General features: G+C 43.6%; 19 protein-coding genes. 16 read left to right on the top strand and 3 right to left on the bottom strand.

Features of this window, described 5'->3' with window-relative positions; translation table 11 throughout:
- The first annotated feature begins 7 nt into the window (after window positions 1–7).
- Window positions 8–670: a V-type ATP synthase subunit D gene (locus EAL2_RS13455; RefSeq protein ID WP_025436874.1), complete on the top strand. Its 663-nt coding sequence runs from the start codon at window positions 8–10 to the stop codon at window positions 668–670.
- 264 nt (window positions 671–934) lie between these two features.
- Here the strand turns inward: EAL2_RS13455 and EAL2_RS13450 are convergent, their stop codons facing one another.
- Window positions 935–2,242 (bottom strand): IS110 family RNA-guided transposase, encoded by a 1,308-nt coding sequence (locus EAL2_RS13450; RefSeq protein ID WP_025434457.1) that lies wholly within the window; start codon window positions 2,240–2,242, stop codon window positions 935–937.
- A gap of 349 nt (window positions 2,243–2,591) precedes the next feature.
- Here EAL2_RS13450 and EAL2_RS13445 point away from each other — a divergent pair, with 349 nt between their 5' ends.
- From EAL2_RS13445 to arsB, 3 genes are all read left to right on the top strand, one after another.
- On the top strand, window positions 2,592–2,918 hold the full coding sequence (locus EAL2_RS13445; protein WP_025436873.1) for an ArsR/SmtB family transcription factor: 327 nt from the start codon (window positions 2,592–2,594) through the stop codon (window positions 2,916–2,918).
- Between the two features lie 145 nt (window positions 2,919–3,063).
- The gene (locus EAL2_RS13440) at window positions 3,064–3,471 is read left to right on the top strand and encodes a DUF2703 domain-containing protein (RefSeq protein WP_322787259.1); all 408 of its coding nucleotides are present in this window, start codon (window positions 3,064–3,066) and stop codon (window positions 3,469–3,471) included.
- Between the two features lie 22 nt (window positions 3,472–3,493).
- Window positions 3,494–4,549 (top strand): ACR3 family arsenite efflux transporter, encoded by a 1,056-nt coding sequence (gene arsB, locus EAL2_RS13435; RefSeq protein ID WP_025436872.1) that lies wholly within the window; start codon window positions 3,494–3,496, stop codon window positions 4,547–4,549.
- Window positions 4,550–4,654: 105 nt separating this feature from the next.
- Here the strand turns inward: arsB and EAL2_RS13430 are convergent, their stop codons facing one another.
- The gene (locus tag EAL2_RS13430) at window positions 4,655–5,071 is read right to left on the bottom strand and encodes an arsenate reductase ArsC (protein WP_025436871.1); all 417 of its coding nucleotides are present in this window, start codon (window positions 5,069–5,071) and stop codon (window positions 4,655–4,657) included.
- Window positions 5,072–5,287: 216 nt separating this feature from the next.
- Here EAL2_RS13430 and EAL2_RS13425 point away from each other — a divergent pair, with 216 nt between their 5' ends.
- From EAL2_RS13425 to EAL2_RS13400, 7 genes are all read left to right on the top strand, one after another.
- A complete protein-coding gene (locus EAL2_RS13425) occupies window positions 5,288–6,103 on the top strand; it encodes an alpha/beta fold hydrolase (protein WP_025436870.1) in 816 nt (271 codons plus the stop codon).
- Between the two features lie 63 nt (window positions 6,104–6,166).
- Window positions 6,167–6,820, top strand: coding sequence for a hypothetical protein (locus EAL2_RS13420; protein WP_025436869.1), 654 nt, complete (start codon window positions 6,167–6,169; stop codon window positions 6,818–6,820).
- Window positions 6,821–7,474: 654 nt separating this feature from the next.
- Window positions 7,475–7,723 carry a hypothetical protein gene (locus EAL2_RS15755; RefSeq protein ID WP_242842520.1) on the top strand — a complete coding sequence of 83 codons (249 nt, stop codon included), beginning with the start codon at window positions 7,475–7,477 and terminating at the stop codon, window positions 7,721–7,723.
- A complete protein-coding gene (gene ltrA, locus EAL2_RS13415) occupies window positions 7,650–8,714 on the top strand; it encodes a group II intron reverse transcriptase/maturase (protein WP_242842519.1) in 1,065 nt (354 codons plus the stop codon). The genes EAL2_RS15755 and ltrA overlap by 74 nt, the downstream gene beginning before the upstream one ends.
- 207 nt (window positions 8,715–8,921) lie before the next feature.
- Complete coding sequence (gene tnpA / locus EAL2_RS13410) at window positions 8,922–9,326, top strand: IS200/IS605 family transposase (protein ID WP_025436868.1); 405 nt, start codon at window positions 8,922–8,924, stop codon at window positions 9,324–9,326.
- A 29-nt stretch (window positions 9,327–9,355) separates the two neighbouring features.
- Entirely contained in the window at window positions 9,356–10,462 is a 1,107-nt protein-coding gene (gene tnpB / locus EAL2_RS13405) for an IS200/IS605 family element RNA-guided endonuclease TnpB (RefSeq protein WP_322787247.1), read from the top strand.
- A 201-nt stretch (window positions 10,463–10,663) separates the two neighbouring features.
- Window positions 10,664–12,220: a hypothetical protein gene (locus tag EAL2_RS13400; RefSeq protein WP_025436866.1), complete on the top strand. Its 1,557-nt coding sequence runs from the start codon at window positions 10,664–10,666 to the stop codon at window positions 12,218–12,220.
- A gap of 81 nt (window positions 12,221–12,301) precedes the next feature.
- Here the strand turns inward: EAL2_RS13400 and EAL2_RS13395 are convergent, their stop codons facing one another.
- Complete coding sequence (locus EAL2_RS13395) at window positions 12,302–12,922, bottom strand: ferritin-like domain-containing protein (RefSeq protein ID WP_025436865.1); 621 nt, start codon at window positions 12,920–12,922, stop codon at window positions 12,302–12,304.
- A gap of 351 nt (window positions 12,923–13,273) precedes the next feature.
- Here EAL2_RS13395 and EAL2_RS13390 point away from each other — a divergent pair, with 351 nt between their 5' ends.
- From EAL2_RS13390 to grdF, 5 genes are all read left to right on the top strand, one after another.
- Window positions 13,274–15,331 (top strand): ATP-binding protein, encoded by a 2,058-nt coding sequence (locus EAL2_RS13390; protein ID WP_051489275.1) that lies wholly within the window; start codon window positions 13,274–13,276, stop codon window positions 15,329–15,331.
- Complete coding sequence (locus EAL2_RS13385; protein ID WP_025436863.1) at window positions 15,294–16,679, top strand: sigma-54-dependent transcriptional regulator; 1,386 nt, start codon at window positions 15,294–15,296, stop codon at window positions 16,677–16,679. Before EAL2_RS13390 ends, EAL2_RS13385 begins: the two co-directional genes overlap by 38 nt.
- Before the next feature lie 345 nt (window positions 16,680–17,024).
- Entirely contained in the window at window positions 17,025–17,411 is a 387-nt protein-coding gene (locus EAL2_RS13380; protein WP_025436862.1) for a GrdX family protein, read from the top strand.
- An 81-nt stretch (window positions 17,412–17,492) separates the two neighbouring features.
- Window positions 17,493–18,779, top strand: a complete 1,287-nt coding sequence (grdG, locus tag EAL2_RS13375) for a sarcosine reductase complex component B subunit alpha (protein WP_025436861.1) — start codon at window positions 17,493–17,495, stop codon at window positions 18,777–18,779.
- A gap of 20 nt (window positions 18,780–18,799) precedes the next feature.
- Window positions 18,800–20,110, top strand: coding sequence for a sarcosine reductase complex component B subunit beta (gene grdF / locus EAL2_RS13370; protein ID WP_084481329.1), 1,311 nt, complete (start codon window positions 18,800–18,802; stop codon window positions 20,108–20,110).
- Window positions 20,111–20,164 lie beyond the last annotated feature (54 nt).

Raw genomic sequence — 20,164 nt, 5'->3', positions numbered from 1 at the left:
TGATTTAATGCCGGGAAAACGTGTCAACCCGACGCGCATGGAACTTAACAGGCTCAAGAAAAAACTGGCGGCTGCAATTCGAGGCCACCGCCTGCTGAAGGACAAGAGGGATGAACTCATGCAGCAGTTCATGGAGCTTGTCCGAGAAAACAAGAAACTGCGCGAAAAGGTGGATGAGGCAATTTCATCGGCGAACAGCCATCTTGCATTCGCCAGCGCTTCAATGCCGCGTGAGGCTGCAGACGTAGCTGTTATGGTGTCGATGCAGGAAGTCGCTCTTGATTTAAAAGCAAATAATGTAATGGGTGTTAGCATTCCTGTTTTTGACATTCAAGAAAGAACGCCGGATAAAAGTAGCATCTATCCATACGGATTTGCATTTACCTCCGCTGATCTTGACTGTGGCATTAAGTTGCTCCAGGACAACCTTGCCGACATGCTCCGCCTGGCACAGGTTGAAAAATCATGTCAGTTGCTTGCGGCAGAAATAGAAAAGACAAGGCGAAGAGTCAATGCTCTGGAATATTTCATGATTCCGGAAATGCAAAGCAACATTAGGCTAATAACAATGAAGCTAGATGAGAATGAGCGGAGCAATCAGGTGAGGCTTATGAAGGTTAAGGAAATGATACTGGAGGATACACATCGCTACAGCGAAAAACTGAAATAGATAGAAAAAGCATAACAACCACATTGACAACATTCAATATGGTTGTTATGCTATAAATGTGACATCGATAAACATGGATGTAATTTATATATATGAATATATCGAGAGTAGATTTATTGTTGAATCTGATTTAGACCAGCTAATAAAAGTCAATAAATCTGATTGATTTTCTTTAGAAATTTTCAATCTTAAAAAAGAGTATGAGAAACCAAGCCATTGAAAAATCCGAACAATGACCTTGGAGAAGCTACATTTTAGCAATTTTTAAGCAACATGTTTTGGTGCAGTTTGAAGCTTGTTGTTTCTCCATGCTTGGTGCTCCTGCGGGCTTCTAAATTCAAACGGTTTTAAGTCACGAAGAACCGCAAAAATGTAGTGGAGCAACTTATGCATAACGGCTATAAGGGCCACCTTTTTCTTCTTGCTGACACATTTTTTCAAATAGTAGTCGCGAAGAATCGGATTTATGGAATCGCCGTTTCTGGTGGTTCTTATTGAGGACAGAGCCATTGTGAAGAGAACTCTTCTGCCAATGCGGGTGCCTCGTTTAGAAATCCTGTTGCGGTCGCCAGTGAACTTGCCCGACTGATTGACTGATGGATCTATGCCAAAGAAAGCTGTAAAGGCCTTTGGAGACTTGAATAGGCTGAAATCGTTGATTTCCGCGATCAGAGTGACCGCACTGATAAAGCCTACGCCAGGCATTTGATCCAAAAGCTCGATGTGCTTTCGAGCGGTGTCAGGAAAGTCGCTTGAGTCGATGATAGTGTGCAACTGTGATTCTATAGCATTAAGACACTTTTTAAAGCTGTCGATTCCATCAAGATGGAATCTTATTTTGGAGTCAAGCAGAGCGAATTCATTTGGCATACTCAAAGAAAGCTGTGCTGTTTCAAGAAGTTGCAGAGCTTTTTTGGCTGACCACTTCTCGCCTTTTCTGCCGCTTTTGGAAATGAGCTCAAGCAACTGCTGAGGGTCTGCATTTAGAACATCCTTAGGCGAAGGATAAGCGCTTAAAACAGCCAACGCGGTCTTTCCAAAAGGATTGGAAAACACATCAAGAAAGCCCGGGAACAGCAAGTAAAGATCCGTGCAGAGCCTGTTTTTCATCTCAGTGAGCATGTCACAGCGGGAGTAATATTCCCTCACCATCATGCGAAGTGCGAGAATTTGAGGCTCGGGCATCATGGAAAACTTTACATCCTGGTATTTTGCAAGCCTTGCGATAGCCTCGGCATCTTTATTATCATTTTTCACTTTTCTAATGTCGAAATTCTTGGTAGAATGGACACATAAAGGGTTTAGGACAAAACCTTTGAGGTCATTCGATCTCAGAAAGAAGAAGAGTGGTAAATGAAAGATACCCGTAGATTCTACGAAGTAGATGGGCTTTCGTTTTAACCGCTCTTCTTCTTTTTTGAGAATCTCGAGCAGCTTGTTAAATCCAGCAGGATTATGGTCAATCCTGAAAGGCTTGCGGATGAGCTCTCCGGAAGGTGCTATCATTGCAACTACAGAAAACTCTGATGAAACATCAATTCCGACAACAAAATCGTTTAAAAATTGGGACAAAGTAACACAACCTTTCTGCTTAGAATGAATCAGAGTATCCACTTTGTTTGAGGACGCCAAACAACCTTGCATTTGAAACGGGTAACACCAGAAGGTGGCCCAACCAGCTAAACATCGAATCGTCCTTGTGGAGTGACACGCTAATTTACGGATAAGACCTCATGATGTGAGGGATCCAGGAGGAACGCACATCTATCTCTCTGACAAGTGAGATTATAGCACGAAGTTTAGTGATTTTCATTCAAGAGTGTCGCTGGTTCATCTGAACAATAAATGTTAAGTTATCAAGGAACATTCGGACGGGTTTTTGAACCCTAACCCTATATTTATCTTACAAGGAGGTAATTTAATGAAGCATTCTTATACGGAGTACGTGTCTGCGTTCAAGGCCCTTTCTGACGAAACCAGGCTTAAGATAATAGACATGCTATCGTGCGGCGAACTCTGCGCTTGCGATATACTAGAGGGAGTCAGCATATCTCAGTCCACGCTGAGCTATCACATGAAAACACTTGTAGAAAGCGGTCTTGTAAACAGTGTGAGAGACGGAGCCTGGATGAGGTACACGCTGAATTCGGAAAAGAAGGACGCCGTATTAGCATTTTTAGCTGACATAACTAGCGAAACGGAAGATTGCATATGCAAATCCATTGAGAAAAAGGATTGCTGCAGATAGATCCAAAAAAAAATAAGGAGGTTTTACGATGAAAGAAATCAATATGTGTTGTCCAGGAAATAGTGAATGCTGCCAAACTCCGGCAGAAAAAAAGAAGCTGGTAGTTGACTTTATGTATCTGGATTTAACTGTATGTGAGAGGTGAATAGGAACTGGAAATAGCCTGGATGAGGCTATAAGAGATGTGTCTGCTGTTTTGAACTCGGCAGGATACGAAGTTATTTTAAATAAAATAAACATAAATACAAAGGAGCTTGCCATAAAACACGAATTCGTAAGTTCTCCTACAATAAGAATAAACGGAAATGATATAGTATTAGAGACAACCGAAACGCCCTGCAAGGACTGCGGAGATTTATGCGGAGACAGCGTTGACTGCAGGTCGTGGATATATGAGGGAGTAGAATATAACGAGCCGCCTAAGGCCATGATTGTGAATGCAATTCTAAAGGAGATTTATGGCGGAGGCAATCCGACGCCAAAGACTAAAGAAGAATATGTATTGCCAGAAAATTTGGAAGTGTTCTTTGAAGGACTCAAAAAGAAGGGCTAGGAAATATAGGAGGGCAGATAAACTGGAAAAAGATAAAAAAATACAGGGGATAGGATTTTTCGAAAGATACCTCACGGTTTGGGTGGCTCTTTGCATGGCTGTTGGAATACTAATAGGCGTATATTTGCCTGGGATACCTCATTTCCTGAGCAGATTCGAATATGCAAACGTGTCAATTCCTGTGGCGATTCTTATATGGCTTATGATATATCCAATGATGCTCAAGGTCGACTTCCACAGCATAAAGCAGGTGGGGCAGAATCCAAAAGGACTTATTGTCACCTGGGTGACTAACTGGCTTATAAAGCCATTTACGATGTATGGCATAGCGCTGTTTTTCTTTTACGTAGTTTTCAAGGGTCTTATACCTTCAGAGCTTGCCAAGGAATATCTGGCAGGCGCAGTACTTCTTGGAGCAGCTCCGTGCACGGCGATGGTTTTCGTATGGAGCCATCTGACAAAGGGAAACCCAGCCTACACGCTTGTCCAGGTTGCGACAAACGACCTTATTATACTAGTGGCATTTGTTCCGATAGTCGCATTCCTTCTTGGAATAAGCGACATAGCAATACCTTGGATGACACTGTTCCTTTCAGTGGTGCTTTTCGTCGTAATTCCGCTTACAGCAGGCTGGCTTTCAAGGGACGTAATAACAAAGAAGAGAGGCCTTGATTATTTCGAAAAAGTGTTCATACCAAAGTTCAGCAATGTAACAGTGTCTGGACTTCTGATGACGCTGGTCATCATATTCTCATTCCAGGGCAAAACTATAGTTGATAATCCAATTAATATCGTGTTGATAGCGGTGCCTCTTGTAATACAGACATTCTTAATTTTCTTCATAGCGTATTTTTGGGCAAAGGCCTGGAAGCTCCCTCATGATGTGGCTGCCCCTGCCGGAATGATAGGGGCGTCAAACTTCTTCGAACTTGCAGTAGCCGTCGCCATTTCGCTCTTTGGACTGCAGTCGGGCGCTACTATCGCTACTGTAGTGGGTGTGCTAGTTGAAGTGCCGGTCATGCTGACGCTTGTAAAAATAGCAAATAATACGAAGAGCTGGTTTGAAATTAAGGCTTAGTTAATCTTGAAATATATACAAATATTAAGATGAGCTTTTGAATCGGACTATAAAAATATAAACATAAAAAAGTCTTGGAAGCTTAATTTTCCAAGACTTTTTGTGTTAATTCGAGAATATGCCTTTTTCTATGCGCTCTTTGAGATCAAGCACCTTTTGTCTGATGATTTCAGCTGTTTGTAAGAAAGCGTCTTTGTCTTTACCTGTTGGATCCTCAAGGCCCCAGTCCTCCATATGGTTGCATGGCAGGAACGGGCAGTAGACATTGCAGCCCATAGTGACTACTATATCTATCTCCGGAAGCTCTTTAATAAGCTTGGAGTGCTGTGTCTGGTTCATATCGACTCCGTAAAGCTCTTTTATAACGGCAACTGCATCCTTATTGATCTGAGGCTTTATTTCTGTTCCGCCTGAGTATGCCTCGAAAACGTCCGAAGCGAGAATTTTTGAAATGGCTTCTGCCATCTGGGAACGGCAAGAGTTGTGAACGCATACAAATGCTACTTTTATTTTTTCGCTCATAAAAAACTCCTTTTTAAGATAATAGTGAAAATATATTCCAAGGCAATACATCGAATATATTCGATATGCACATAACAACAGTACCATTAACATCGATAAATGTCAATATGGATTTGCCATTTCATAGCTCAGTGATAGAATGTAGTTTCAAAGGGTATACAATTTTAATAGCACGTTTATTGCGAAAGGTGTTAACATTTGTGGGAGGGGTTTGATGTGGCTCAAAATGTTAAATGTGTAGAACTGGCAAACCAGGTGATGATTCCTTATTTGGAGAATGGCAATGTGGAGGGTATTCCACTCATTCTACTTCACGGACTTGCCGATTCCTTGCATGTATTTGAACTGTTGCTGCCTTATATTCCTGAATCTATCCGCACCATAACCTTGACACAAAGAGGCCACGGCGATGCAAGTTGTCCCCAGTCGGGGTATGGAACCGAGGATTTCTCATCAGATTTACTGCTGTTTATGGAAGCGCTTAAAATTGAAAAAGCTGTGGTACTAGGGGCGTCAAGTGGCGGATTCGCTGCCCGAAGCTTTGCTGTAGAGAATCCCGAACTCACTCTTGGGCTTATACTTCTCGGCTCGCCCTCAGCATTAAAGGACAATCCCTTTGCAATTGAAATGTGGGAATCAACAATTTCCAAACTTAAAGACCCTGTGGATGCGGAGTTCGTGCGCGGATTTGCCAGTAGCATAACATCCCAGAAAGTTCCGCGAGCATTTATGGAAATGATGGTTAAAGAGAATTTGAAAGTCCCTGCAAGTGTCTGGAAGGAAACATACAAAGGCATTCTTGCTGAGGATTTCCCTGGAAAGCTACACAAAATCAAGGCTCCCACACTCATAATATGGGGAGAAGAGGATTCTATCCTGCCAAAGAGCGACCAAGAAGCGCTTTCAAAGGCAATCACAAACTCAAAGCTAGTAGTCTGCCCAAGCGCTGGACATATGCTGTATTTGGAGAAGCCAGATGTTGTCGCAGCAAAGATTATTAATTTCTTGCAGAATGAAATTAACTATAGATGACAGCTATAAACAGAATTATTGTAAAATACAAGGATCACCATATATGATAATGGGGTGGTAGAGATGCGCAGATTTTTGAAGTCAAAGGACTTAAAGTACATTGATAATATGCAGGACATAGAAGCAATAAATCTTGAAATAAGCAACCTCGAATGGGAGTTGGAGCGCTGCATTGACGGAAGCGACAGGCGTTGCATCAGGGAAAAGCTAAGTGCTCTTTTGACTAGGAAGGATGAGATAGAAAAAGAGGAGGAACGTCGGGAAGCAGAAATTCGCTTTGGAAATATTCCGCCAAAAGCTCCTGAAGCATATACAGCTCCGGATGAAGAGGAAGCGGAGGAAACAGAAGATGCTTCATACGGGCATACTGAGGCTTCTGCAGAAGCTTCAAACAACAATTCATCAAAAAAAGGTGTTTTATCACGTTTTTCAAGAAAATCCGACACTGTAAAATCATTTAATCCAAAGAAAATTGAGAATCTAAGAATGCAAATAAGCGAGCTTGAGTGGAAGCTGGAGCACGAATCAGATGAAAACAAAAGAAGCAGCAATCTGGCCAAATTGCAGTCAAAAAGAAAAAAGCTTGCAAAGATAATGGAGCAAGCGAATCTTGCGGGGGATGGAAAAGATGATTTTGGTCTGAACAAACGAATAGAGCGCATAGAAAAATATATAGTAGACCCATATAGTGAAGAGCAGGACGATGGCAATGACTAGATTTCATTGGATTATTAAACGGGGGCTATAGACCTCTGTTTTTTCATAGAAATATTGAATGCATAAAATGCCCTTTGAGTAAATGTCGCTCGCATCCTCGTGACTTCAGTCGTGAGTTAGAGCGACTTTTTTGTATCGTGTGCCCAGCAAAGCTGGGCTACACTAGTCGGTGAAAGTCCGACACGGGTAGTTGCCAGAGAGCCCGTTAGCTGACCTGCCATGCATGGTCGAAATACCATGTGTGAAGCGCAGGGAACAAGTAACCCGAGAGGGTGCGAGCGAACTTACAGGTTGTAACATAAAGTGAATCCTGCCGCATCGTTAAAAAGACCCCGAAAGGGACAAGTGGAAGTCGAGCTTTGGGTACATGGGCGAAGACCATGGACGACGTGAAGAGTCTGGAAAAGCAGCGTTGAAGAATCCACCGGTGTAAGGGGAATGACATGTAAGGAAAGTGTAGTCCGGAACTGGGGAGGCCCTCCCCTGCACGTGCAAGCGTAAAGATGAAACCTATAAGTCGAAAAGATGAAGTGGTGGAATGCAGGAAGGGAGTCGGAGGGGATGATAGTACCGATGAGAACACGGACAACATAACCATGTTTAGGGAAGCATCCCTGCTGTAGATGAGCAACTGAGGGGGGTAAGAGCGAGTGAATGCGAAAGCTAACAACACCAAAGAAAAAGTTCGACAACTCCAGAGGAAGCTATACCGAAGTGCCAAGGAAAACAGGAAGCGCCGTTTTCATGCACTGTATGACAAGCTATGGCGTGAACAGGAATCGACAAGGTAACACTGTCGGAAATCGAAGGCTATGGCGTATCACTGTTCTTGAAAGAGACAGCAGACCTGCTAGAAGCGGGGAAATATCATCCGCAAGCAGTACGCAGAGCGTATATCGATAAGTCGGATGGAAGGAAACGGCTACTGGGCATCCCGACAGTAAGAGATCGAGTGGTTCAAACAGCGGTAAAACTGGTGATAGAACCGATATTTGAGGCGGATTTTGAAGACTGTTCGTATGGATTCAGACCAGAGCGAAGCCAGCATACTGCCCTCAAAGCTGTGCGAAAGCACTGCGACAATAAGGGGTGGTGGGTGCTAGACGCAGATATCAAGAGTTACTTTGACAGAATCGACCATGACAAGCTGATGCTACTGGTGGAACAACGAGTCAGCGATAGGAGAATACTGAAACTCATCAGGAAATGGCTAAAAGCTGGCGTGATGGAGGAAGGTAAGCTAAGACAGTCGCTGACAGGGACACCTCAAGGCGGTGTCATCAGTCCACTACTATCCAACATCTATCTGGGTGTACTAGATAAGTTATGGCAAAAGCATTGCACGTACTTGGGGAACCTAGTGAGGTATGCTGACGATTTTGTGGTTGTGTGTCGAACAAAGAAAGACGTACAGCATGCGTATAAAGCAATCAATCTGATACTAAAGAAGCTAGCCTTAGACCTGCATCCTGAAAAGACACAACTTGTGAACCTGTGGGAAGGTACAGAAGGATTTGATTTTCTGGGAATGCATCATCGTAGGATAAAGCAGCAAAGCAGATACGGTCACGCATATACGGTGACTGTGCAAAGACCATCAGACAAGGCGACGCGCCGGATGCGGGACAGAATACGAGAAGAGTTAAAACCTAGAAACCGCCTATTCGTGGAAATGGGAGAACTCGTAAAGAAGCTAAATCCAGTCATCAGAGGGTGGCGAAACTATTATAAGTTGCCGTTGTCAGAACCCTATCTAAGAAAACTCGATTATCATATCTTGATACGTTTTACAATCTGGTACAACAAGAAGCAGCAGATTAAAAAGCGACACATTAATATGCCCTTAGTAAACGAAAAACTCCGTCAGTTGAAACTGGCGAAGCTCGTATACTAGTCCGTAATGCACTCGGAAGAAATCTACAGGAAAGCCGTGTGCGGGAAAACCGCACGCACGGTTTGATGAAGGGGAAGGAGGAAATAAAAATTTCCTCCGACCTACTCTACCTTAAAAACATATGATGCATAAATATATAACCTAAAATACTATTAATACTTGAATATATCAATTACACATGATAAAATGTGTATAGAGGTGAACACTATGAATCAAGATGTCATTCATGGAAGAGGTTATGTCTATATGCTTCAGTACCACATTGTCTGGTCGACGAAGTATAGGCGTAAGATATTAAACGGCAATACTGAAACAAACCTAAAGCGAATACTTTACGAAATAGCGGAAAGTAACGGCTTCACGATAGAAACCATGGAAACCGACGAGGACCACATACATTTGCTGGTAAGTTGTTCTCCGCAGCATTACATACCAAACATAATCAAGGCTCTCAAGGGAAACTCGGCAAGGGCGCTGTTTAAGGCAATACCCGAGCTGAAAAAGCAACTATGGGGCGGACATCTTTGGAACCCGTCCTACTTCGTAGCCACTGTGAGTGAAAACACCAGAGAGCAAATCAAGCGATACATCGAAAATCAGCAAGTAAAATAAACCATAAGCGCAGGTGAATTTCTATGAATATGGGACACAAAATACGAATATATCCAACGCCGGAGCAGGAAGAACTGTGCAATAAATCCTTCGGCTGCGCCAGATTTGTCTATAACCATTTTCTTGGCATGGCCAGCGAAAGTAGATTCGAGTCCTACAACAAGTACAACAAGCAGCTCACCGCGCTCAAAAATGAACTGCCGTGGCTTAAGGAGCCTGACAAGTACGCCCTTCAAAGCGCACTTGAGGACTTAAGGGATGCCTTCAATCGATTCTTTTCCAGGCAGAACAGGTATCCGAAATTTAAAAGAAAGCACGGTCCCAAGCAAAGCTATAGGACTTACATTGTGGCCAACCAAGGCAAAGATAAAATCAACTACAACATCGAGCTTTCCAAGGAAGCGATAAAGCTGCCAAAGCTGGGCTGGGTCAAGGCCAATGTCCACAAACCGATAGACGGACAAATCAAGAGCGTTACCGTTTCGAAAACCGGTTCGGGCGAGTTCTACGCATCGGTATGCGTTGAAGCTGACAGCGTAAGCCAGATTCCTTCCGGCAATGGCGAAATAGGATTGGACCTTGGCATCAAGGACTTTGTCGTTACCTCAAGCGGCGAGAAAATTGCCAATCCCAAAACACTTGCCAAACACGAAAAGCGCATTGCTTTGCTGCAAAGGAACCTTTCACGCAAAAACAAGGGTTCTAAGAATTACGCCAAAAACAAAGCTAAACTGGCAAAGCTCCATCAGAAAGTGGCTAACATAAGGAAAGACTTCCAGCATAAGCTTTCGCATCGGATAGTGAGAGACAACCAAATCATTATCATCGAAACGCTTAGGGTTAAGAACATGCTCAAGAACCGTCGCCTTTCCAAGGCCATCAGCGATGTCAGCTGGAGCCGGTTTGCCACAATGCTTGAATACAAGTCAAAGTGGCACAAAAGAGAATTCCACAAAGTAGGCGCATTCTTTGCGAGTAGCCAATTATGCCATGTCTGCGAACATAAAAACCCCGATGTCAAAGATCTTGACATCAGGGTCTGGGAGTGTCCAAAGTGCAAAACTGTTCACGATAGGGACTTCAACGCCGCCAAAAACATACTAAAGCAAGGCCTTAAAGAGCTTAAAACTGCTTAACACAAAGCTTTATATAGAATCCAACTGTAACAAATAGGGCGTGGTCTCGTCCGATTTTAAGCCTGCGGAGAGTGCGTAAGACCCCCATGTCGAGAGATAGCAGGGCTGCGCTCGATGAAACAGGAAGCTCGTGACTTTAGTCATGAGTATAGTTCACAGAGTATACTATAGTTATTATATTTTCGAACACGGGGGATGAATATGGGAAGATATGAAGACAATATACTCGAGATAATTAAAAAGGCCAGAGAAACTGGGGAACTTGGAGATTCAGTGATTTTTGGGACCACATCATATGAGGACTTCTCGGAAGGGGAGCTCTCATACAAGCTTGGGGAGCAGGCATATATGCTTGAGCAAGAAGTGCGGGAATCAGACGAGCAGATTCAAAAGTATCTGTCGTTTGCTGCTTCGAAGCTGGGAATGCTGTCCATACTCAAGGAGTTTGCTAACTGCGCCATCAATATGGAGCACATAGGCTTCCAGCTCAACACTTATGGCAGCTACAAGGAGTATGCGGAGCTTTTTTACGCCACTGACATACAGGCATGTGGCAGAGAATTTGTGGAGTTTGTAGTTTCAAGATATGAAAAGCCTTATAGGGAAAGTCTCGATGTCGATCTGCATGCACTTGACAATGCTGCAGTAGATTTCCTTATGGACTACGACAAGGCCGAAGGACTATACAGGATACTGGGCGCTCTGTCAAAGACTACAAGCGAAAGCGTGTACAATACAATCGTAGACTCGGCAAAATCAAGGATGAGGGAGCTTATAAAGGAGCACATGGTAGAACACCAGCTTCCATCACGGGTTGAAGCCGTTATGATGCCTAAGGTTCACATTTCGCTTGATCCATTTTTTTTCTACCACATGCTTCAAAAGCTTGAGTATTACAAGTTTGCCGCAGCATTTGGAAACAAGAACGAAAAGATTGGAGCAATATGCGCGCAGCTCAGCGAGGTGGCGAGAAAAAACAGCGGCCTAATCGACTACTATCTTCACTCTAAATTGTATAGAGGCGGCATAAAGCGCTATGTGATCGATAAGGCTGTCCAGATGAAGGTCGAGGACAGCCTCAGATGCATAGAACTCAAAAAGACTCTGCTCTATCTGAGGATGGCTTGCAAAAACCCTGAAAGCATGCTCATATTCATAGATGAGGCGCGCACGGAGGTGTCGTTTGCCGAAGCCACAAAGGACGCTTCAAGCATTGGCTTTTTCAAGGCGTGCAAGGGATCTCGCGAGCCCCATGCTGTTGATGATGTATTCATACAAGGGAACAGGCTTATATTCAACATGGCGCTGAGAAAGGATGCCAATGTGAAGATAACATTCGGAAAGGACATGGTGCAGTATAGAAAATATTTCGAGAAGCAGGACGAGTTCAACATGTACATTGTGGATATGAATTCGAAATGTCTTGAGTACGAGGTTGTAAGATTCAAGCTGTCGCATGATCAGAAGCTTACCATACTAGAGTTTCTTGAGTCAGAGCTTGCGCCAGCTCAGCCGCTTGTGCAGCATCACAACTTGTCGGACGAGCATGTAGTCGGAGCAATAACATCACTGCTCAAGGAATACTTCGAACCGGAAAAGAAGAACGACGAAATATACGACTATATTGAAAAAAGGTACAGCATAGGAACTATAGACACGAGCGACATTAAGCTCATGAGGGAGATATACGAGTATATATCGAGGAGATACTATATAGAGCTTCTTGATGGCGGCATCTCTACATCCAAGATACATTAAACATAATATTTTGGCAGATGCAACTAAACCTGCATACAAAAAACCTGGAATCAAATTCGATTCCAGGTTTTTACAATTACACTAAAGCTGGCATTGTCCAGATTGCCTTGCGTTGTTCGTTCTAAATCTGTTACTATTTCCTTTTCCAAAGCCGCTATTGCTTTTAATGGCTCTATTGCTGTTCCCGTTGTTGTCAGCTCTTTCAAGTCCTCTTTCAAAAGCTGCAAGGTGATTTTCAGAAGCAGCCTTTAGCCTTTCAAATACGGATCTAACATCGTCAGGCAGATCTTTTTGTTCAAGGAATTTTTCATATATGCCTATGTTGGCTATTTCCGCATCTATACCAGTCTGGAATGCTTCTTTCAAAGTGTCAGGAACGACTACATATTTGTATGCTTCGTCCTTAGGAAGTTCAATCGAATATTCTTTGAACAGAGGTTCAAGTAAGCTGATGTGAACGTTTTCGGCTTTCTCGATGTTTACAAAAGGATTTTGCACACCGAATTCTTTCATTATAGCATTGTATTCTGCTTTGGCCAGATACTCATCCTGTATTGCATATGTCAGCATTTCCTCTAGTGTGAAAGTGTCCTTGTCGGCAACTGCGCCTGCTCCAAAGTCGTCTGCAGCGAATGAGAAGCTTCCTAGCATCATCATTAATGCAGTCACCATCGATAGCATTCTTGTTATTCTCTTTTTCATGATAAACCCTCCTTATACAGTAAAAAGATATTTAAGCAAGACAACCTATAAAGCCTAATTTTGTTTTTCTCTATATATTATTTATACACCCTTAATATGTCGATTTTGTTACAAAAAAATGGCGAAACAATATAATTTTCTCTTAAATTATGCGTATATCTGCCGGTTATCCGGATTAATTATGCTTGAATTGACCTAACCTATCTTGCATATTTTTCAATTTGCATATATCCTTGTATTAATAATGATGTGAAAAATGATAATGCCTTGAATAAATTAGGTGACACAAACATATATGTATTGAAAATTAAGGAGCGAGACAGAGCACAAAAATATCAGGAGGCAATTTGCATGGGATTGATGGGCAGGAAGCTACTAGGGGCTATAGCCATATTGGCGGCGCTCGTATTAATATTCTTAAATGCATATTTCAATATGAAGTATGATATTTCGCTAGTTGAGTATTTCAGGAAATCACAGGAGATCACAGTGGCCGAGCGGGCTTGGCTCAGTAGTCACGGCAAGATAATATACGGCTCGGACCAGAGCTCTCCTCCGCTTAGATACAAGGACGAAATAGACTTGCAGTACAAGGGCCTTGTTGTAGACACCTTAAGGGCGCTTTCGATAGAGATTGGCCAGGATATTTCCTTCGAGCCATCCAACTGGTGGATAGAGTCAATGAGCAGCCTGGAGCAGGAGAAGACGGACATATTCGACCTGATACCTTCAGAGGAAAGATCGGAAAAATTCATCTTTACAGATCCGATTTACCAGCTTCGCGGCAACATATTCATGTCTAAATCATCAGAAGTGGACAGCTACTATGACCTTAAGGGAAAGACAGTTGCCGTACTTGACGGCGACTATGCCATAGAATTTCTCAAAAACAGGGTCAGCAATATCGAGTTCATATACACACCTGATGTGCTAAGCGCCATGAAAAAAGTGACCTCTGGGGAGGCAGATGCGGCTATAGGTGATGAGCCGGTCATTGTGCATTTCATGAACAGACAGAACATGATGTGGGACTATAAGATACTTGAACAACCTATGTACAATAAAAATGTCGTACTTGCGGTTCCAAAGTCAAAAGAAGTTCTGGTGCCTATACTCAACAAGGGGATATATAACTTAAAGAAAAAGAACATGACTGAAAAGATACAGCAGAAATGGGTTGGAGTGTCGACACCTTTTATTAAGGATACATCCTCGGAAAAGGTCATACTTATAACATCGTTTCTTATAAGCCTCCTTTTCATTTGCATATACCTGGTGTATTCTTGGAACAGGCTTCTAAAGAGCGAGGTTCTGAAAAAAACGAGCGAGCTGAGTCTGAGCCGCCAGAGACTCCAGACAACCTTCGACAGCATTACTGATTGTATGGTTGTTCTTGATAGCAGTCTTAAGGTGGAAACTGTCAACAGGGCTTTCACGGAATTTACAGGACTGCAGGAGCATGAGCTAATTGGCAGAAGCTTCCTGGACTTCGAAGACTTATCTGCTAAGGAATGCCTGCCGCTTATAAAAGACACGCTAAAGACCAGTTCAAAGCATAGCTTAGAATTTCAGCATGAAGACATAATATACAGCATGAGCACTTTTCCTCTTAACTGGGATGATCCGGATATGGAAAGCGCGCTAGTTATGGTTAAGGATATAACACATATGAAGCTGAGCGAGCAAAAACTTCTGCAGGACAACAAGATGCTCGCCATAGGTCAGCTGGCTTCGGGAGTGGCGCATGAAATAAGAAATCCACTCGGAATAATAAGGAGCCATTGCTATGTCCTTAGACATTCACAGAATGTCAATGAAGCTGAAATCCAGGGTTCTGTTGCTGCTATTGAAAATTCTGTGACAAGGGCCAGCGGAATAATCGAAAACCTGCTGAATTTTGTAAGGATATCCAGCGACAAGTGCCAGCTTACAAATGTAAGGATTTTTCTGGAAAGCATAATAGCCCTTGAAAGGAAAACTCTGGAGAAGAATTCAATAGACGTAAGCGTGGAGTGCCCAGATGATATCTCCTGCTGCCTGCATCAGGATTCGCTTAAGCATGTGTTCATCAACCTGATTTCAAACTCAATGGATGCTATTGAGTCAGGCGGCAGAATATCCATAAAATCATATACGAAAGAAGATTCGGTTGTATTCGAGTTCAGCGACAACGGTGATGGCATAAAAGAAAAAGACATAAAGAATATTTTCAACCCGTTCTTCACTACAAAGCCGGCAGGAAAGGGCACAGGCCTGGGACTCTATATAACATACAATGAAGTCAAAAAATGCGGAGGCTCTATAACAGCAAGCAGCAAACCCGGAGAGGGCACTACATTCCGGATAGAAATACCGTTAAGGGAGGAAAAAGATGAAATCGGACTCAAGCTTCAGAATACTAATAGTTGATGATGAAGATGAATACAGAGACATACTAAAAAGAATACTGGAAATCAATGCATACGATGCTGACACCGCGGTCAGTGGCCAGGATGCACTTGTAAAGATAAAAAAAGATGAGTACGATCTTGTGCTTAGCGATCTAATAATGCCGGGAATGGACGGTGTGGAGTTGCTAGGCGAAATAAAAAAAATAAAAAAGGACATCGAGGTGATACTTGTCACGGGCTATGGCAGCATCGAGAATGCAGTCGAAGCCATGAGGAAGGGAGCCTTTTCATACTTTGTAAAAGGGAATGCTCCTGAGGAGCTGCTCGGCGAAATCGAAAAGGTTCGTGAAAGCGCGGCGCTGCAAAACAAGATGAAGCAGCATATCAGCGATAGCCTGGGCGGAGAGTTCCTACTTGGCACAAGGAGCGAGAAGTTCAAAAAGGCACTTCAGACCGCAGAAAAGGCCGCAAAGAGTAATATTACAATACTGCTTCTGGGAGAGTCTGGTGTTGGTAAGGAGGTATTTGCAAAATATATTCATAGCTGCAGCGAAAGAAAGGATAAGCCTTTTATAGCTGTAAACTGCTGTGCATTTTCGGAAAGCCTTCTGGAATCAGAGCTCTTTGGACATGAGAAAGGTGCCTTTACCGGGGCCTCGGACTCCAGAAAGGGAAGATTCGAGGCGGCAGACAAGGGCACGCTTTTTCTGGATGAAATAGGTGATGTGTCGCTCGACATACAGGTAAAGCTTCTTAGAGTTCTCGAGACCAGAAGGATAGAAAAGATTGGCAGCAACGTTCCTGCGCCTGTGGATTTCAGGCTCATATGCGCAACTAACAAGGACCTGCAGCAGGAGATGGTCGAAGGAAGAATTAGAGAAGATTTCTTCTACAGAATCAGTTCAATAGTAATTACTATTCCACCGCTTCGGGAGAGGCGGGAGGACCTGCCGGATTTAATAGAATTTTTTCTTGGCAAGGCGCAGCTTGAAATGGGAAAAGAGATAACGTCGGTACAAAAAGAAGTAATGAGCTTCCTGCTTTCATACGATTATCCGGGAAATATACGCGAGCTGAGAAACATATTAAACAGGCTTGTAGTGCTTTCTGAAAATGGGGTTCTCAGGGCGAGCGACCTTCCAAATGTTGAAAATCAGGCGGATGTGCTCTGCGAATACGACGTCAGGCCGCTTAGGGATATACGGCGCGATTTCGAATCGGAATATATCGAAAGAGTGCTCGAGGTCTGCGGCAACAATGTGTCAAAGGCGGCAAAGCTGCTCGACATAAGCAGGAGGCAACTGACCAAAAAAATAGCTGAATTCGGCTTGAGGGAAGCTTCACAGCCTTCCGAAATGGTTGACTAGCATAAGCATGGCTGAGTTGTGAGATATAAAGTTCCCACAATAAACAGGGTATAAGCCAGGTATTGAGAGATTTAATTCTCACTTATAACAGCATAGAGAGATTTAATTCCGAAACGATGTAAAGCCGACTCGAGACAGGCTCCTTGGAAAAAGGGGCTTGTTTTTTATTTTTTGTAAACATGGGCAAATGCAAGGTTTTCAGGATGAATTATAAATAATTGCAATATAAATCAAAAGTTGGCACGCCGCTTGCTTATATATTATGACAAGAAACAAAAAAGATTATCCGGCAGCATAAGCGAAGCGGAAATCTTAAGCAGACAACAACGATAGGGGACGATATGCATGGACAAACTGATAATAACGAACAACAGCCTTGTATACGAGAAATTCAACAAGGATATTGAAACGCTTTATCTCGACAAAAGCTCTCTTTACCAACTTCTAGAGTGTGTAAGGGACCTTGTTTATATGGGGCACTCGCTTTATACTCATCCCCTCTCGGGAAGCATCAAGCCAAATGAGACTCCATACAAGTCAGTTGTTATAAGCAAGAGTAAGGGCGTTCTTGATGTGGAAAGCGTAGCCATAATCGAAAAGAGCATGGACTCGGCGCTCAGATTCATGAAGAATTATCCCACACCGCCCTGGACTGAGAATATTTTGAAAGACTTCAGAATTGTAGACCTTTCGTTAATCGAAAATGCAGTTAGCAGGATGGGCAACATTTAGCGGCAAGAGCAACAATCAAGCCGCTGTTGAATAAATTTTCATTACCGTAATCATTTTCAAATACTTTGGGAGGTGTTTCTATTGCGTCTTGAACTTGGAAAGATATTTATCAAGGATGTACAGTTTGGCGAGAAAACCACGGTGGAAAAAGGTGTTCTCTACGTAAACAAGCAGGAGATAATCGATTTGGCAATGCAGGACGACCGCATTAAAAGCGTGAACGTCGAACTTGCCAGACCAGGCGAATCTGTAAGGATTGCTCCTGTAAAGGATGTAATCGAGCCTAGGGTCAAGGTTGAAGGCTCTGGAGCCATGTTCCCAGGAATGACCAACAAGGTGAAAACAGTCGGCTCTGGAAGAACTCATGCTCTAGTAGGTTCTACAGTGCTTACATGCGGAAAGATAGTGGGCTTCCAGGAAGGTGTCATAGACATGTCTGGACCTATTGCAAAATACTGTCCTTTCTCGGAAACCAACAACGTGTGTATAGTGGTCGAGCCTGTCGAGGGACTTGAAACTCACGCATACGAGGCTGCCGCAAGAATGGTCGGACTAAAAGCTGCCGAATACGTGGGCAAGGCGGGACTCGATGTCGAGCCTGACGAAGTGGTTGTATACGAGACAAAACCTCTGCTTGAGCAGATAAAAGAATATCCTGACCTTCCAAAGGTTGCGTATGTGCACATGCTGCAGTCTCAGGGACTTCTTCATGACACGTACTACTACGGCGTTGACGCCAAGCAGTTTATACCTACATTCATGTATCCTACAGAGATAATGGACGGCGCGATAACAAGCGGAAACTGCGTTGCACCTTGCGACAAGGTTACTACATTCCACCACCTCAACAACCCTGTAATAGAAGACCTCTATAAGAGACACGGCAAGGATCTCAACTTCGTTGGAGTTATACTTACAAACGAGAACGTGTATCTGGCTGACAAGGAAAGATGCTCAGACATGGTAGGAAAGCTAGTCGAGTTCCTTGGAATAGACGGAGTGCTAATAACGGAAGAAGGCTACGGCAACCCTGACACTGACCTTATGATGAACTGTAAGAAGTGTACTCAGGCGGGAGCGAAGGTTGTGCTTATAACTGACGAGTTCCCTGGAAGAGACGGAAAATCCCAGTCGGTAGCAGACGCAACTCCAGAGGCCGATGCTGTTGCATCATGCGGACAAGGCAACCTCATAGAGCACTTCCCGGCTATGGACAAGGTTATAGGAATGCTCGACTATGTAGAGACTATGATAGGCGGCTACAAGGGCTGCATCAATGAGGACGGAAGCTTTGACGCAGAGCTGCAGATAATAATAGCTTCTACAATAGCAAACGGCTACAACAAGCTTACAGCCAGATTCTATTAAGATATAGGGGAGGACATGATATGAAAAAGCTAAAGGTAGTTCACTATATAAACAACTTCTTTGCCGGAGTCGGCGGAGAGGAGAAGGCCAACATACCTCCGGAAATGAGGGAAGGCGCAGTAGGACCAGGTATGGCTCTAGCCGCAGCTCTTGGAGATGAAGCAGAGGTTGTAGCGACAGTTATATGCGGAGACTCTTACTACGGGGAGAACATGGACAGCGCCAGAAAAGAAATCCTGGAGATGATAAAGGACGCACAGCCTGACGCATTCGTAGCCGGCCCAGCATTCAACGCCGGAAGATACGGCGTGGCGTGCGGCTCTATAGCAAAGGCTGTAGAGGAGGATCTTGGCATACCATCTGTAACTGGGATGTATGTTGAAAATCCAGGTGTTGACATGTACAGGAAGGACATTCAAATAATTGAAACTGGCAACTCGGCTGCAGACCTTAGAAACTCTATGCCTAAGCTTGCAAAGCTTGTCATGAAAAAGGCAAAGGGCGAACTTGTTGGACCTCCTGAGGTGGAAGGCTACCACATGATGGGCATAAGGACTAACTTCTTCCACGAAAAGAGAGGCTCAGAAAGAGCAATCGATATGCTTGTGAATAAATTAAACGGCGAAAAATTCGAGACCGAGTATCCAATGCCTGTGTTCGACAGAGTTCCACCAAACCCTGCCGTTAAGGACATGTCAAAGGTCAAGGTTGCCATTGTCACTTCTGGCGGCATAGTTCCTCATGACAACCCTGACAGAATAGAATCTTCAAGTGCAACAAGATATGGAATATATGACATCACCGGAATGGACTCAATGTCAGCTGACGACTTCACATCTATACACGGCGGCTACGACAGAGCCTTTGTTGTCAAAGATCCTAACCTTGTAGTGCCTCTTGACGTAATGAGAGACCTTGAAAGGGAAGGTGTAATAGGCGAGCTAGCCAATTATTTTGTATCTACTACAGGAACAGGAACGTCTGTAGGCAACGCAAAGGGCTTTGGCGAGAGTTTTTCTAAAAAGCTTATTGAAGACGGAGTAGGAGCAGTTATCCTGACATCTACCTGAGGCACTTGTACTCGTTGCGGAGCAACGATGGTAAAAGAAATTGAAAGAGCAGGAATACCTGTAGTACACCTTGCCACAGTAGTGCCTATATCACTCACAATAGGCGCCAACAGAATAGTGCCTGCAATAGGAATACCTCACCCTCTCGGAGATCCGGCGCTTGATGCCAAAGGCGACAAGAAGCTAAGAAGAGAGCTTGTGATGAGAGGACTCAAGGCGCTGCAGACAGAAGTGGACGAGCAGACGGTATTTGAAGGCTAACGCCTGACATGCGGCTAGAGACGACTTGCAAAGCCATCTCTAGCCGCCATTTAA

The organism is Peptoclostridium acidaminophilum DSM 3953, from assembly GCF_000597865.1.
In the GTDB taxonomy this organism is placed as follows: domain Bacteria; phylum Bacillota; class Clostridia; order Peptostreptococcales; family Peptostreptococcaceae; genus Peptoclostridium_A; species Peptoclostridium_A acidaminophilum.
Note: the sequence above shows the minus strand (reverse complement) of the source record. Positions and strands in the feature narration are given on the sequence as shown.